Origin of the sequence: Amnibacterium sp. (genome assembly GCF_051956055.1) — a bacterium.
GTDB lineage: Bacteria > Actinomycetota > Actinomycetes > Actinomycetales > Microbacteriaceae > Amnibacterium.
In genome coordinates this window covers 44,479-58,379 of sequence record NZ_JBQCGC010000076.1, presented here as the reverse complement: position 1 = coordinate 58,379, position 13,901 = coordinate 44,479, and the positions used below count along the sequence as shown (strand labels likewise).

General features: G+C 75.4%; 15 protein-coding genes. 7 read left to right on the top strand and 8 right to left on the bottom strand.

The genetic code is table 11. From position 1 onward, the window contains the following. Positions 1-4: 4 nt before the first annotated feature. Positions 5-760 (bottom strand): class I SAM-dependent methyltransferase, encoded by a 756-nt coding sequence (locus ACTHLI_RS11205; RefSeq protein WP_440183585.1) that lies wholly within the window; start codon positions 758-760, stop codon positions 5-7. 146 nt (positions 761-906) lie between these two features. On the opposite strand from ACTHLI_RS11205, the gene ACTHLI_RS11200 reads away from it, so the two are divergent. Next, a complete protein-coding gene (locus tag ACTHLI_RS11200) occupies positions 907-1,620 on the top strand; it encodes a VIT1/CCC1 transporter family protein (protein ID WP_440183583.1) in 714 nt (237 codons plus the stop codon). Between the two features lie 7 nt (positions 1,621-1,627). On the opposite strand, the gene ACTHLI_RS11195 is transcribed toward ACTHLI_RS11200, so the two are convergent. Beyond that, positions 1,628-2,965, bottom strand: coding sequence for a sensor histidine kinase (locus ACTHLI_RS11195; protein WP_440183582.1), 1,338 nt, complete (start codon positions 2,963-2,965; stop codon positions 1,628-1,630). Then, positions 2,962-3,633 carry a response regulator transcription factor gene (locus tag ACTHLI_RS11190; RefSeq protein ID WP_440183581.1) on the bottom strand — a complete coding sequence of 224 codons (672 nt, stop codon included), beginning with the start codon at positions 3,631-3,633 and terminating at the stop codon, positions 2,962-2,964. The genes ACTHLI_RS11195 and ACTHLI_RS11190 overlap by 4 nt, the downstream gene beginning before the upstream one ends. 145 nt (positions 3,634-3,778) lie before the next feature. Here ACTHLI_RS11190 and ACTHLI_RS11185 point away from each other — a divergent pair, with 145 nt between their 5' ends. From ACTHLI_RS11185 to ACTHLI_RS11165, 5 genes are all read left to right on the top strand, one after another. Then, on the top strand, positions 3,779-4,591 hold the full coding sequence (locus ACTHLI_RS11185) for an FAD:protein FMN transferase (RefSeq protein ID WP_440183579.1): 813 nt from the start codon (positions 3,779-3,781) through the stop codon (positions 4,589-4,591). Next, the gene (locus tag ACTHLI_RS11180) at positions 4,588-5,964 is read left to right on the top strand and encodes a ferredoxin reductase family protein (protein ID WP_440183578.1); all 1,377 of its coding nucleotides are present in this window, start codon (positions 4,588-4,590) and stop codon (positions 5,962-5,964) included. Before ACTHLI_RS11185 ends, ACTHLI_RS11180 begins: the two co-directional genes overlap by 4 nt. A gap of 13 nt (positions 5,965-5,977) precedes the next feature. Then, positions 5,978-6,556 (top strand): FMN-binding protein, encoded by a 579-nt coding sequence (locus ACTHLI_RS11175; RefSeq protein WP_440183576.1) that lies wholly within the window; start codon positions 5,978-5,980, stop codon positions 6,554-6,556. A 95-nt stretch (positions 6,557-6,651) separates the two neighbouring features. After that, positions 6,652-7,047, top strand: coding sequence for a BON domain-containing protein (locus tag ACTHLI_RS11170; RefSeq protein WP_440183574.1), 396 nt, complete (start codon positions 6,652-6,654; stop codon positions 7,045-7,047). 78 nt (positions 7,048-7,125) lie between these two features. Beyond that, positions 7,126-7,875, top strand: coding sequence for an SDR family NAD(P)-dependent oxidoreductase (locus ACTHLI_RS11165; RefSeq protein WP_440183573.1), 750 nt, complete (start codon positions 7,126-7,128; stop codon positions 7,873-7,875). Between the two features lie 18 nt (positions 7,876-7,893). Here ACTHLI_RS11165 and ACTHLI_RS11160 read toward each other — a convergent pair whose 3' ends face one another. Further along, positions 7,894-8,367: a MarR family winged helix-turn-helix transcriptional regulator gene (locus tag ACTHLI_RS11160; RefSeq protein ID WP_440183572.1), complete on the bottom strand. Its 474-nt coding sequence runs from the start codon at positions 8,365-8,367 to the stop codon at positions 7,894-7,896. A gap of 66 nt (positions 8,368-8,433) precedes the next feature. Between ACTHLI_RS11160 and ACTHLI_RS11155 the strand changes: the two genes are divergently transcribed. Continuing rightward, complete coding sequence (locus ACTHLI_RS11155) at positions 8,434-10,059, top strand: DHA2 family efflux MFS transporter permease subunit (RefSeq protein WP_440183570.1); 1,626 nt, start codon at positions 8,434-8,436, stop codon at positions 10,057-10,059. Here the strand turns inward: ACTHLI_RS11155 and ACTHLI_RS11150 are convergent. Genes ACTHLI_RS11150 through cydB form a run of 4 tightly spaced genes read right to left on the bottom strand, consistent with a single transcriptional unit; the run spans position 10,049 to position 13,893 of the window. After that, entirely contained in the window at positions 10,049-10,999 is a 951-nt protein-coding gene (locus ACTHLI_RS11150; protein ID WP_440183569.1) for a serine/threonine-protein kinase, read from the bottom strand. The genes ACTHLI_RS11155 and ACTHLI_RS11150 overlap by 11 nt on opposite strands. A 36-nt stretch (positions 11,000-11,035) precedes the next feature. Continuing rightward, complete coding sequence (locus ACTHLI_RS11145; RefSeq protein ID WP_440183568.1) at positions 11,036-11,968, bottom strand: universal stress protein; 933 nt, start codon at positions 11,966-11,968, stop codon at positions 11,036-11,038. Positions 11,969-12,022: 54 nt separating this feature from the next. Further along, positions 12,023-12,874 (bottom strand): universal stress protein, encoded by an 852-nt coding sequence (locus ACTHLI_RS11140; RefSeq protein WP_440183566.1) that lies wholly within the window; start codon positions 12,872-12,874, stop codon positions 12,023-12,025. Next, positions 12,871-13,893, bottom strand: coding sequence for a cytochrome d ubiquinol oxidase subunit II (gene cydB, locus ACTHLI_RS11135; protein ID WP_440183564.1), 1,023 nt, complete (start codon positions 13,891-13,893; stop codon positions 12,871-12,873). The genes ACTHLI_RS11140 and cydB overlap by 4 nt, the downstream gene beginning before the upstream one ends. Positions 13,894-13,901: the final 8 nt, after the last annotated feature.

Here is a 13,901-nt window from a genome sequence, read left to right as displayed (position 1 = left end):
CGGGTCAGGTGCGGCGGGCGAGGTGGAGGACCACGTCGCCGATCGCCTCCACCTGCTCAGGGAGCACCGCGGCGATCCGCGCCAGCACCTCCGTGCGCTCCCGCGGCGCGAGGGTGAGGTACGCGGAGAGGGTCGAGAGGTGCCCCACCCAGTCCGCGACGGAGAGCGTGCTGCGGCGGTGGACGACGTGCTGCTCGACGTCGGTGAACGCGGGCGCCGCCTCGAGCTCCGTACCGGGCCACTGCATCGGCGCGTCGTCCGAGGTGCGGTAGGCCGCGGGCACGTCGTCGCTGCCGAGGACGGCCGCCCGCGCCTCCTGCACCGCTCGCTCGACCTGCGGGTCGGCGAGCCACATCGGACCGCCGAACGAGGCGAACACGCCGCCCGGTGGCAGGAGCGCGGCGACGCGGTCCCACCGCCGACCCGGATCGGTCCAGTGCAGCGACGCGGCCGCGAAGACGAGGTCGTAGCGGGCGGCGGGCGCCACGTCCTCGAACCTCGCCTGCAGCGCCCGCGCAGCCGGCACCCGGCTGCGCAGCACGCCGAGCATCGCCGCGTCGGGCTCGACCGCCGTCACGGCGACACCCCGGGCGACGAAGGCCCTGGTGGCCTTGCCGGTCCCCGCGCCGATCTCGAGCGCCGTGCGGATCGGGCGTCCCGACCAGCGGAGCACCCGCTCGACGACCTCGTCCGGGTACTCGGGGCGGAAGCGCTCGTACGCGGCAGCGGCCGCACCGAAGCTGAGGGCGCGATCGACCATGCGGCCATCCCACACCGTTCGCGGATCCGGAAGAACGGCGCGACACGCCGCGGAGGCACACCTGCGCGCGGGGTGTCGCCCAGGATCTCCGGATCCGCGAACAGGGATTCGAGGACTCGCAGGACGGGGTGCCTACGCTCTGCGATGTGGCGCAGACGGACGAGCACGACGAGCCGCACGGCGGCATCACCGCTGGGCGATTGAACTGGCTGCGTGCCGGGGTGCTCGGCGCGAACGACGGCATCGTGTCGGTGTCGGCGATCATGGTCGGCGTCGCGGCGGCGACCCCCGCGTTCACGCCGATCCTCGCGGGCGGCCTGTCCGCCCTGATCGGCGGCGCGATCTCCATGGCGCTCGGCGAGTACGTGTCCGTGTCGAGCCAGCGGGACAGCCAGCACGCGCTCATCGCGCAGGAGCGCAGGGAGCTCGCGACGACGCCGGAGGAGGAGCTCGCCGAGCTCGAGGGCATCTACCGGGCGAAGGGGCTGTCGGCCGAGACGGCGAGGACCGTCGCCAAGGAGCTCACCGAGAACGACGCGCTCGCCGCCCACCTGGACGCCGAGCTCGGCATCGACCCGGACGACATCGCGAACCCGTGGACGGCCGCGTTCTCCTCGGCGATCGCGTTCCTGTCGGGCGGCATCCTGCCGCTGCTGGCCCTGCTGCTCGCCCCGCAGCCGGCGCGGATCGCGGTGATCGTCGTGGTGGTGCTGGTCGCGCTCGCGATCACCGGGGTGCTCGGCGCCCGGCTCGGCGGCAGCCCGGCGCTGCGCCCCGCGATCCGGGTCCTGATCGGCGGGGCCCTCGCCCTCATCGCGACGATCCTCGCCGGCGTGCTGCTCGGGTCGACCGGCGCCTGAGCGCCGGTCACCCGATCGGGCCGCCCCGCTCCACCGGGAACCGGACGCGGGCGACCGCGCCCCCGTCGACGGCGTTCTCGAGGGTGGCGCGGCCGCCGGCCCGCTCGGCGAGTCTGCGCACCAGCGCGAGCCCCAGGCCCGAGCCGGTGCCACCCGCGCTGCGGGCGCCCTCCGACCGCGCGAAGCGATCGAAGGCGAACGGCAGGAACGCGGGATCCACCCCGGGGCCGTCGTCCCGCACGGCGACCTCGAGGTCGCGCCCGTCCGTGCGCAGCCGCACCACGACGGCGGAGGCGGGCCCCGCGGCGAGCGCGTTCTGCACCAGGTTCGTGAGCACCCGGCCGAACCCCGTCGGGTCGATGCGCACCACGCCGCGCTCGTCCAGTCCCTCGTCGAGCTCGAGGTCCAGGAGGATCGTCGGCGGCCCGAGGAGCCGCGCGCGGTCCACGACCTCCATCGCCTCCGTGACCAGCTCGGCGACCGTCGCGCGACCGACCGCCTCGCCCTCGGTCTCGGTCCGCGACAGCACGAGCAGCGAGTCGGCGAGGCGGGTGAGCCGCGCCACGGAGGCACCGATGCCGGCGAGCTGCTCGGCATCCGCGCGACGCCCGGCCCGCTCCACCTGCGCGGCGAGCACCGCGAGCGGGGTGCGGAGCTCGTGCGCCGCGTCCGCCGCGAGCCGGCGCTCGTGCGCGACGCTGTCCCGCAACGAGTCGACCAGCCCGTTCATGGTGGCGGCGAGCTCGGTGAGCTCGCGCGCGCCCTCCACGGGAAGCCGGCCGCTGCCCCTCCGCAGCCGCTCCGCGGCGACGCGCAGCCGCTCGACGGGGCGGAGCGCGGCGCTCGCGACGAGCCACGCGGCGACGCCGACCGCCGCGGCCGAGAGCGGCGTGCCGACGAGCATCGTGGCGGAGATCCCCGCGAGGACCGCGTCGCTCGGGGTGAGGTCCCTCGCGGAGGCCAGCCGCCAGGTCCCGCTCGGGGTCCGCACGGTGCGGGAGACGACCGCGAACCGTCCCGCGGCGGTCGTGACGACGCCGTCGCCCGTCATGCCGGAGGACGCCTGCAGCACCGCCTCCGGCATGGTGGTCCGCCGGACCCGGCCGTCCGGCGCCGTCACCGAGACGAGGAGGCCGGTCGCCGGGAGGTCCGGTCCCTCGTCGGGCTGCATGCGCAGATCGGTGGCGTAGGAGAGCAGGTCGCTGCGCGCGAGCGCGGTCGCGGAGGCGTTCGCCGCGGCCCGCACCTCCATCGTCACGACGAGGGTGAGCAGGGCGAGGACCACCGCCGCGATGAGGGCGCTCGTCACCGCGAGGCGGAGGCGGATCGAGCGCGGCCGCCTCACCCGGCGTCCACCCGGTACCCGACCCCGCGCACGGTCTCGATGGCGAGCACGGCGCCGGAGGCGGTCAGCTTCTTCCGCACGTAGCTGACGTACTGGTCGACGATCGCTCCGTCGAACGACTCCGCGTCCCCCCACACCTCGGCGAGCAGGGTCCTCCGGTCCACCGCCTGGCCGGAGCGCAGCGCGAGGGTGCGGAGCAGCGCGAACTCCTTGACGCTGAGCGGCACCGTCCTGCCCGCGACCGTGGCGCGCACGCTGAGCGGGTCGAGGAGCACGTCGCCGACCTCGATCCGACCGCCGGCCGAGACGGTGCGGCGCAGCACGGCTCGGATCCTCGCCGAGAGCTCGGACAGCGCGAAGGGCTTCACCAGGTAGTCGTCCGCCCCGGAGTCGAGACCGTGGACGCGGTCCTCGACGCCGTCGCGCGCCGTGACGAGCAGGACCGCGACGGGCAGGCTCTCCCGGCGGACGTGGCGGCAGAGCTCGACGCCGCTCATGCCCGGCAGCGCGACGTCGACGACCCCGACGTCGAACGGCCGGGTCCGCAGCGCGAGCAGGCCCTCGAGCCCGTCGGCGGCCGTCTCCACCCGGTGCCCCTCGTCCGTCAGGGAGTCGGCGAGCAGCACCCGCATCTGCGGGTCGTCCTCCACCACCAGCACGTCGGGCACGGGAGCGAGGATGGCAGATGCCGCCGAGGAGGGGGCGAGCGGCTGCTCGGCTCCTTCGAGATCCCGCAGGATCGGCGCCGCGGTCATAGCCGGCGCACAGGTGATCCATCGGCTCGCGTCCGGGCGCGCATCGCATGATCACGACATGACCTCCGCCGACCGCGCCCCGCGCACCGTGCACGTCGAGCACGTCATGGGCACCGCGGTGTCCTTCGACCTGCGGGGCGGAGGCGATCACCGCGGTGCGATCACGGCCGCGACCGCCTGGCTGCACGAGGTGGACGCCCGGTTCAGCCCGTACCGCGAGGACAGCGAGGTGCGTCGCTTCGCCCGGGGCGAGCTGCGGGACGACGAGCGGTCCGCGGATCTCACGGAGGTCCTCGCCGCCTGCGACGCCGTCCGTGCGGCGAGCGGCGGCGCGTTCGACGCCGACCGGCCGACCGGGTTCGATCCCTCCGCCTACGTGAAGGGGTGGTCCGTGCAGCGGGCCGCCGCCCTCCTCCGCGCCCGCGGCTGCGACCACTGGTCCGTCAACGCGGGCGGCGACGTGCTCGTCACGGCCCCGGCGGGAAGCGCGCCGTGGCGGATCGGCGTGCGCCACCCGTTCGACCCGGAGGCGCTCGCGACCGTCGTGGAGGCCGGCGACCTCGCGGTCGCCACGTCCGGCCGGTACGAGCGCGGCGACCACATCGCCGACCCGCGCTCCGGTGCCGCCGCGGCGGCCGCGCTCTCGACGACCGTCTGCGGACCGGACCTCGGGCTCGCCGACGCGCTGGCGACCGCCGCCTTCGTGCTCGGCGCGGACGGGCCGGCCAGGGTCGCGACCGTGGCCGGCTACGAGTGCTGGAGCGTGCTGCCGGACGGCCGCGTGCTCGCCACGGAGGCGTTCCCCCGCATGGTGCACGGGGTCCCGCTCCGGGTCGCCCCCGCGCAGGACGCCCTGGGCAGCGCCGCGTGACGGCGACGCTGACGCGGCCGGCGCGCATGGGCGCGATGCCGCCGAGACGCAGGCCGCCGAGGGCCCGGCCGTTCGTCGTCGACCTGCTCGCGGCGCTCGCGGGGCTGGGGCTCGGGATCACGATCGCGCTCGGCATCCAGGCGCAGACCCCCGCGAGCGTGAGCACGCTGCCCGGGCTGCTCACCGCGGCCGGGCGGATCGCGGGCCTGCTGTCGGCGTACGCGATGATGATCACCGTCGCCCTGTCGGCCCGCATCGGCCCGCTCGAGCGCGTCATCGGCCAGGACCGGCTGATCCGCTGGCACCGCACCCTCGGCCCGTGGGGGCTCTGGCTGCTGCTCGCCCACGTGGTGCTGATCGTGCTGGGATACGCGGGCCTCGCGCAGACCGGCGTGCTCGCCCAGGTCTGGTCGCTCGTGCTCACCTACCCCGGCCTGCTCGGCGCCTCGGTCGCGATGCTGCTGCTGTTCATGGCCGGCCTCACCTCCTACCGCCGTGCGCGCCGCCGGATGCGCTACGAGACCTGGTGGGCCGTCCACCTGTACACCTACCTCGCGCTGCTGTTCGCGTTCCAGCACCAGGTGCAGGTCGGGGCCTCCTTCATCGGCCACCCGCTCGCGACGCTGTGGTGGACGGCGCTGTGGGTGCTCCTCCTGGCCGCGGTGGTCGGCTGGCGCATCCTGCTGCCGATCGGCCGCTCGCTGCGGCACCGGGTCCGGGTCGTCGAGGTGGTGCCGGAGTCGGACGGCGTGGTCTCGGTGGTGCTCGAGGGCCGGCGGCTCGACCGCCTGCCCGTCGCGGGCGGCCAGTTCTTCCAGTGGCGCTTCCTCACGAAGGGCGAGTGGTGGCAGGCGCACCCCTTCTCGCTCTCGCACGTGCCCCACGAGCACCGGATGCGGATCACGGTCAAGGACCTCGGCGATCACAGCGGCGACCTCGCGGCCATGCCGATGGGCACCCCGGTCTTCATCGAGGGCCCGTACGGGCGGTTCACGGCCGATGCGACGAGCGGCGACCGGGTCCTGCTCGTCGGCGCGGGGGTCGGCGTCACGCCGCTCAGGAGCCTGCTGCAGGACCTCGACGAGCACGCCGACGTCGCCGTACTGCTCCGCGGGTCCACCGAGTCGGACATCCCGCTGCGGGACGAGATCGCGGACGAGGTCGAGCGCCGCGACGGCGCGCTCTGGACCGCGCTCGGGCCGAGGAACCGCATCAGCATCACCGCGCAGACGCTCACCAGGGCCCTGCCCGACATCGCCGAGCGCGACGTCTTCGTGTGCGGGCCCGACGCCTTCACCGAGTCGGTCGCCGCCGCGTGCCGCGAGGCGGGCACGCCGGCGCAGCGCATCCACTTCGAGTCGTTCGCCTTCTGATCGGGAGATCCCCATGCGCCGTGCCCCCATCGTCATCACCGCGACCGTCCTCGGCACCGCGGGCGTGCTGCTCTTCAAGCCGTTCGACACCGCCTCCGTGGCGAGCACGAGCGCCCTCGGCTCCTCCGGCGCGGCGAGCTCCGGCTCCACCGGCGCCTCGTCCGGCTCAACCGGCGGGTCCTCGTCCGCCTCCTCCACCCCGAGCGCGACGAGCACCCCGTCCAGCGGCTCCTCGGCGAGCGGCTCGTCGGCGAGCTCCGGCAGCTACACGGGAGCCGCGGAGACGACGCGGTTCGGGACCACCCAGGTGAAGGTCACGCTCGCCGGCGGGAAGATCACCGAGGTCCAGACCGTGCAGCTGAACCAGAACGACCCGCGGTCGTACGCGATCAGCACCACGGCTGCTCCCATGCTGCGGACCGAGGTGCTGTCCAAGCAGTCGGCCTCCGTCGACACGATCAGCGGCGCCACCTACACCTCGCTCGCCTATGAGGCGTCGCTGCAGTCCGCGCTCGACAAGGCGGGCTACCGGGCGCCGGACGGGTCGAAGGCGAGCACGAACGTGTCGAACATCCAGGAGGGCGGCTTCTGACCGCGCCGACCCGCTGACCGCGGGCCGGCCGGACCTTCGGCCCTTGGCGTGCCTCAAGCCGCACGACAGGGTGCGGTGGACGGGAAGGAGCCGCCATGTCGTCGTCGCAGCAGGTGCTCGAGCACGTCCGCATCAGCGAGTCCGACGGGATCCGCACGGTGCGGGGCGTCGTGCCGGACACGGCGACGTGGTCGAGGATGCGGGACCGGCTCGTCGCCGGCATGCCGTCCGCCGCGATCGCCGACCTGACTGAGCTGGTGGGCGCCCGGCCGCGCCGCCGCGCGGAGGCCGCGGAGGCCGTCGCGCGCGCGGTGCAGGACGCGCTGCACCTGGCCGGCAGCGATGCGACCGTGCTCGTGAGCTGCGACGGATCGGTGGTCACGCTCGTGGGGCGCGCAGCGGACGCGCGCGACCGCGCGGTGGCCGGCCGCGCCGCGTGGTCGACCCCCGGCGTGCGGCTCGTCCAGAACTGGATCCGCACGGACCGCTGAGCGGCGCCGGTCTTTCGCCTCTGCCCGCCGTCCGCGGCGCCGACGACGCTCGAGCGGCACGCGACGGAAGGATGCGAGATGGGGCGGTTCACCGGCAGATCGGCGCTCGTGACCGGGGGCGGGTCCGGGATCGGGGAGGCGACGGCCCTGCTGCTCGCGGAGCACGGCGCGTCCGTGCTCGTCGTCGACTTCCACGAGGACGCGGCGCAGCGGGTCGCGGACCGCATCACGCACGGCGGCGGCACGGCCTCCGTCTTCGTGGGCGACATGGCCGATGAGCAGGCGGTGGAGGCGTCGGTGCAGGCCGCCGTCGACCGCTTCGGCGCCCTCCACCTCGCCTTCAACAACGCGGGGATCGGCGGGCCGCTCGGTCCGCTCGCGGACGTCGACCTCGACGGCTACCGGCGGCTCATCGACGTCAACCTGAACGCGGTCTTCTACGGCCTCCACGCCGAGATCCCGCGCATCCTCGCGTCCGGCGGCGGGGCGATCGTGAACATGTCCTCGATCTTCGGGCTCGTCGGCGACCCGGGCGCCGCGCCCTACGTCACCGCCAAGCACGGGGTGAGCGGCATGACGAAGGCCGCCGCCATCGCCTACGCGGCGAAGGGGGTGCGCATCAACTCGATCCACCCGGGCTACATCGACACCCCGCTGCTCGGCGTGCTCCCGGAGGAGACGCGGACGGCGCTCGTGAACCAGCACCCGGTCGGCCGGCTCGGCACGGCGGCGGAGGTCGCCGAGGTCGTCGCGTTCCTGCTCTCCGACGCGGCGTCGTTCGTGGTCGGCGCCCAGTGGACGGTCGACGGCGGCTACACCGCGCGCTGACGGGACGCCGCTGGGAACTCAGACGGGGTCGTCGGCGGCGAAGCGCCGCGAGGCCTCCGCGGCACGGTCGAGGTAGCGCCGGACCGCGTCGCGGTCCTCGTCGGGCAGGTCCTTCGCGACCGCATCGAGGGCGTCGAGCAGCCCCCGCAGGCCGCCCAGCACCTCGTCCCTCGCCGACGCGGTCGGCACGAGCCGGACCCGCCGTCGGTCCTCGGGGTCGCGCTCCCGCAGCACGTGGCCGGCCTGCTCCAGGCGGTCGACGAGCTCCGTGGCCGCCGGCGCGCTGAGCCCCAGCCGGCCGGCGAGGTCGGTCGGCCCGATCCTGCCGGGCGCGCCCGCGATGTGGTCCATCGCCGCGAGATCGGAGGGGTGCATGCGCATCCGCCGGCCGAGCGCGAGCTGCGCCTCCGCGAGCGCGCTCTGCAGCGTGCGGAGCGCGACCGTCTCCGGTTCGACCGCCATGCGCGGCCGCTCCGCGGGTCCGGACGCCATGGGGGCAGCCTAGACGCGTGCGCTTCGTCCGCCATATACTTCGGCGAACGAAGCACAGGAGGCGGCATGGGGACGACGGGAACCCGGAACCGGTGGTTCGGGCTGGTGGCGATCAGCCTCGGGGTGGCGCTGATCGTCGTGGACTCGACGATCGTCAACGTGGCGGTGCCGTACATCGTCCGCGACCTCGGCCTGTCCTCGACCGAGGTCCAGTGGGTGCAGGAGTCCTACACGCTCGTGTTCGCCGCCACGCTGCTCGTCTTCGGCGTCGTCGCCGACCGCATCGGCCGCAGGCGCCTGCTCGTGATCGGCGCCGTCCTGTTCGCCGTCGCCTCCGTGGTCGCCGCGCTCGCCGCCAGCGGGCCGCTGCTCATCGGCAGCCGCGTGCTCCAGGGGTTCGGCGGGGCGATGATCCTGCCGACCAGCCTCTCCCTGATCAACGCCACGTTCACCGGCCGGGAGCGCGGGATCGCGTTCGCGGTGTGGGGCTCGACCATCGGCGGCATGGCGGCCGTCGGGCCGCTGCTCGGCGGCTGGCTGACCACGGCCTTCTCCTGGCGCTGGGCGTTCGGCATCAACCTGCCGATCTGCGCCGCGATCGTCGCGGGCACGCTGCTGTTCGTCCCCGAGTCGCGGGCGAAGGCGGCGGCCAGGATCGACTGGCTCGGTGCGGTGGCCGTCGCGGTCGGGTTCGGTCTGCTCGCCTTCGGGCTGATCGAAGGCCGGCAGTACGGCTGGTGGACCACGGAGACCCGGTTGTCGATCGGCTCCTGGCGCTGGCCGTTCGACCTCTCCCCCATCCCCGTCGCGTTCGCGCTCTCGGTCGTCGTGCTCGTCGCGTTCGTCGTGCGGGGGCTGCGCCGGGGCCGACAGGGACGGCCCAACCTCGTCGACTTCGGCCTGCTGCGCATCACGAGCTTCCGGAACGGCAACGCCGTCGCGGTGCTCGTGAGCCTCGGCGAGTTCGGCGTCATCCTCTCGTTGCCGATCTGGCTGCAGAACGTGCAGGGCCTCACCGCGCTGCAGACCGGTCTCGTGCTCCTCGCCCTCGCGGTCGGCTCGTTCGCGGCGAGCGGCTTCGCGGCGTCGACGAGCGGCCGCATCGCGCCGGTGACGGTGGTGCGGATCGGGCTGGTGGCCGAGATCGTCGGCGTCGCGCTGGTCGGCCTCGCCGTGCGGCCGGACGACGGCTGGGGCTGGCTCCTCCCGGCGCTCTTCCTGTACGGCGCGGGCGTGGGGCTCGCCACGGCGCAGCTCACCTCCGTCGTGCTCGTCGACGTGCCGGTGCGCTCCTCCGGCGCCGGGTCGGGCATCGCGAGCACCGCCAGGCAGGTCGGCTCCGCGCTCGGCGTCGCGGTGCTCGGCACCGTGCTCTACAGCGGGACCCAGGCGGTGCTGCAGGGCACGCTCGACGACCGCGGCATCGCGCGCGCCACGAGCGAACCGCTCGTCCACGCGGTCGTGAACAGCTCGGGCGGCGCCATCGCCGGCCTGGCCGCGCAGGGGCCGACCAGCGCGGTCGCCGCGGCGGCCAGGAGCGCGTTCTCGGAGGGCACCGCGTTCGCCGCGTGGACGGCGGCCGGCTTCCTCACGATCGGGCTGCTCGCCTCCCTGTCGCTCGGGCGGCGGCGTCCGGGCGTCCCCGAGCAGGAGGAGCCGATGCCGGAGTCGGCGGACCGCGTCAGCGGATGACCTCGGCGAGCTCGGGCGCGGCGCTCGGCGCGAGCGCCGCCAGCCGCCTTGCCGCTCCTGCCGCGCTCGGGCGATCCTCCGGCCGCTGCGCCGTCATCGTCCGCAGCACGTGCGCGACGGGTGCGGGCAGCCCGTCCGGGAGCGTCACGTCCCGATCGAGCCGGGCGAACGCCGCCTCCTCGGCGGACCCGGAGAACTCGGGCCGCCCCGTCATCGTCTCGACGAGGACCAGGCCGAGCGCGTACACGTCCGAGCGGTCCGTCGCCGCGGACCCCCGCACCTGCTCGGGCGACAGGTAGGCGGCGGTCCCGAGCAGCGGCCCGTCCGCCGCGTCGTGCGCGCTCGTGGCGGCGCCGAAGTCGCCGAGGCGCGCCCCCAGGTCCTGCCCGGGGTCGGTGCCGCCGAGCAGGACGTTCGCGGGCTTCACGTCGCGGTGCAGCCAGCCTGCCGCGTGCAGCTGCGCGAGTCCGTCCGCGAGCCCCGCTCCGAGCCGCACGGTCTGCTGCCACGCGAGCGGCTGCCGCCGGATCAGGTCCCGGAGGTCGCCGCCGGCCATGCGCTCCATGATCATCGCGAGCCCGTCGCGACCGTCCGGCATGCGGACGTGGCGGCCGTCGAGCACGGGCATGAGGTGGGGATGCTGGAGGGCGGCCGCGATGCGGGCCTCCGACTCCACGGGGCGCCCGAAGCGGTCGACTCCCCGCTCGGCCGGGAGCAGCTTCACCACCACGTCGCGCAGCAGGACCCGGTCGAACGCGGTGTGGAGCACCGCCATCGCGCCGGTCCGGAGCACGCCGTCGATGCGGTAGCGGTCGTCGATCGTCGTCCCCATCGGCAGGGCAACGGGCGCGACGTCCGGCGCCCGCGGCGGGACGCGCACCGCGGAGCGCCTCGGCCGCGCACCGGTCACGGCGCGGCGGGCGACGGCGACGGGGCTCATCGCACGGCCTCGAGCACCGGCGGGGTCTGCATGCGGTCAGGCTCGGGTGCCGAGGGGGCCAGCAGCAGAGCCGTTGGTCCCGAGCGCGCTCCACGGCGCGTCGTCCACGCGGTCGACGGTGTCCGGTGGCGGCACGACCAGGACGGGGCACGCGGCGCGGGCGGCGACCTGCAGCGTCACGGAGCCCAGCGCCCCCGCGACCCAGGTGCTCCTCGCGGTCGAGCCCACGACGAGCAGATCCGCGTGATCGGCCGCGCCGAGCAGCACGCCGGGGACGGGCCCGTCGCGGACGGCGGCGCGCAGCCGGTCCGGGACGTCGTGCTCGAGCATCAGCAGGCGTGCCGCGAGATCGGCGACCGCCGCGGTCCGGTCGGGCAGTGCGGCGACGACCTCCGGGACCGAGGGGACGAGGCCGGCCGTCCAGGAGGGCCCGGCCGGTCGGTCGAACGCGCGCACCGCGACGAGCTCCGCACCGGCCCAGGCCGCGATCATCGCCCCGAGCCGCAACGCGGTGTCGGCCGAGCCGGCTGCGCTGCCCACGACGACCCGCCGCCGGGTCCGGGGCCGGCCGCCGTGCACCACGAGGACCGGGCAGCGTGCACGCACCACGCACGCGGCGGTGACGCGCCCGAGCGCCCGGCCGGGCCGCGCGCCCACGACGAGCATCGCGGCCTGCGCGCTCTCCGCGAGGAGCACCGCGGCGCGCGAGCCGCGCCGCTGCCTCGTCTCGACCGGGACCAGCGGGCTCCCGGCGAAGGCCCGCGCGAGCGCCACCTCGAGCCGCCGTGCCGCGGGCGTCCGGCCCCGGCGCCGCGACCCGGACCGCGGGTCGACCGCGACCACGACGAGCCGGCCGCCGAACGAGGCCGCGATCCACTCGGCGGCTCGCAGCGCATCGACCGGGTCCGTCGCGTCGTCGATGCCGACGATCACGTCGTGCCGCGCCGGCACGGGTCCGCGCTCCTCCACGGTCCGACGATGACCCGAGGCGACCGGCCGGGCGAAGTGGCGAAGGTCCCGCCGTCACCGCGCCTGCGCGGCGGGCACCACCGCGACGGGGCACGGGGCCTGCTCGAGCACGCCCCGCAGCACCGAGCCGAACGCGGGTCCCGAGCCCGTGCCGAGCACGAGCAGGGCCGCTCGGGCTCCCTCCGCGACGAGCTCGGGGACGATCCCGACGTGGTCGAGCCTGGCGTGCACGACCAGGTCCGGATGCGCCGCTCGGGCGCGGGCGACGGCGCGGCCGAGCAGTCGTGCGTCGACGTCGTCGAGGACCGCCGCGTCGAGGATCGCGCCGCTCGGGGCCGCGGCGAGCCACGGCAGCAGGTTGCCGCGGACGAGCAGCAGCTCGCTCCCCGACCCGGCGGCCTCCGCTGCTGCCCAGTCGACGACGGCGTCGCCGCCGTTCGTCCCGACCGCGGCCACCACCGGTCCGACGTGCGGCTGCCAGGTCGCGGGCACCAGCACGGTCGGGCGGACCGCCGCCTCGGCGAGCCGGGTGGACCGCGACGCGATCGGCAGGCGTCCCATGGCCCCTCCACGGTTGCAGCCGAGCACCAGCAGGTCGCCGCGCGCGGCCGCCGCGTGGACGGCCTCGAGGACGGGACCCTCCAGCACGGCCACCGACAGCGGGGTGCCCGGAGTCCGGGCGGCGAGGTACTCGCGCATGCCCCAGGCGACCCCTTCGGCGCTCTGGTGCGCCGGCCGTCCCGGCGGCGCGGCGTGCACCCCGCCCTCCACGACCACGATCTCGACGCTGATGGGGCGCCCGCGGCTCCGCTGGGCGAGCCATCCGGCGGCGGCGACCGCACCGTGCGTGTCGTCCGCGGCGAGCACCGCCCGTTCGATCCGTTCGTCCCGCGTCGCGCGGTTCATCGGGACGCTGGCTCCCGGTGCTCCGTGACACCGGGGATGTGCCGCACGTCGAGGCGCTTGCGGAACACCCAGTACGACCAGGCCTGGTAGGCGAGGACGAGCGGGAGGCCGAAGGCGGTCACGACCGTCATCACCGTGAGCGTGTAGCTGCCGCTCGACGCGTTCGCGACCGTGAGGTCGAACGCCGGGTCGAGGGTCGACGGCAGCACGACCGGGTAGACCGCCGCGAAGATCGAACCGGCGCCCGCAGCGAGGAAGACCGTCATGCCCGCGAACGCCCGTCCCTCCCTGCCGCCCCGCGCGCTCAGCCAGGCGAGGACGACGGCGACGACCGCGACGCCGACGAGCGCCCAGCTCACGGCGCCGCCCGTGCGCACCTGGACGGCGAGCACCCAGGCCACGATCGGCAGCAGCGCGATCGGCGCGCCCACCACGACCCACCTGGCGGCCTTGGCGCGCACCGCGCCGTCCGTCTTGAGCGCGAGGAACGCCGCCGCGTGGACCAGGCAGAACCCGACCACCGCGAGGCCGCCGAGCACCGCCCAGCCGTTCAACCACACGAACGGGCCGCCAACCCGGTCGCCGTTCGCGTCGATCGGCAGCCCGGTCGTGGTGAGCGCGAGCGCCGCGCCGATGCCGAACGCCACGACCGCCGAGCCGATGCCGATCGCGAGGTCCCACGCGCGGCGCCAGGCGTCGTGCTGCACCTTGCCGCGGTACTCGATCGCGACCGCCCTCGCGATGAGGCCGAGCAGCACGAGCACCAGCGGCACGTAGAGCGTCGAGAAGAGGGACGCGTACCAGAACGGGAACGCCGCGAACGTGCCGGCGCCCGCGACGAGCAGCCAGACCTCGTTGCCGTCCCAGACCGGTCCGATGGTGTTGAGCATGACGCGCCGCTCGCCGTCGCTCCTGGCGGTGACGAGCATGTGCATGCCGACGCCGAGGTCGAACCCCTCGAGCAGCAGGTAGCCGAGCCAGAGCACGGCGATGGCGATGAACCAGATGGTGGGAAGCACGGTGGGTG

Excerpts from the sequence above, each read along its gene's own strand:
- ACTHLI_RS11140 (WP_440183566.1), bottom strand. The coding sequence starts at position 12,874 with ATGAACCGCGCGACGCGGGACGAACGGATCGAACGGGCGGTGCTCGCC.
- ACTHLI_RS11155 (WP_440183570.1), top strand. The coding sequence starts at position 8,434 with ATGGGGACGACGGGAACCCGGAACCGGTGGTTCGGGCTGGTGGCGATC.
- ACTHLI_RS11165 (WP_440183573.1), top strand. The coding sequence starts at position 7,126 with ATGGGGCGGTTCACCGGCAGATCGGCGCTCGTGACCGGGGGCGGGTCC.
- ACTHLI_RS11160 (WP_440183572.1), bottom strand. The coding sequence starts at position 8,367 with ATGGCGTCCGGACCCGCGGAGCGGCCGCGCATGGCGGTCGAACCGGAG.
- ACTHLI_RS11205 (WP_440183585.1), bottom strand. The coding sequence starts at position 760 with ATGGTCGATCGCGCCCTCAGCTTCGGTGCGGCCGCTGCCGCGTACGAG.
- ACTHLI_RS11175 (WP_440183576.1), top strand. The coding sequence starts at position 5,978 with ATGCGCCGTGCCCCCATCGTCATCACCGCGACCGTCCTCGGCACCGCG.
- ACTHLI_RS11150 (WP_440183569.1), bottom strand. The coding sequence starts at position 10,999 with ATGAGCCCCGTCGCCGTCGCCCGCCGCGCCGTGACCGGTGCGCGGCCG.
- ACTHLI_RS11170 (WP_440183574.1), top strand. The coding sequence starts at position 6,652 with ATGTCGTCGTCGCAGCAGGTGCTCGAGCACGTCCGCATCAGCGAGTCC.
- ACTHLI_RS11185 (WP_440183579.1), top strand. The coding sequence starts at position 3,779 with ATGACCTCCGCCGACCGCGCCCCGCGCACCGTGCACGTCGAGCACGTC.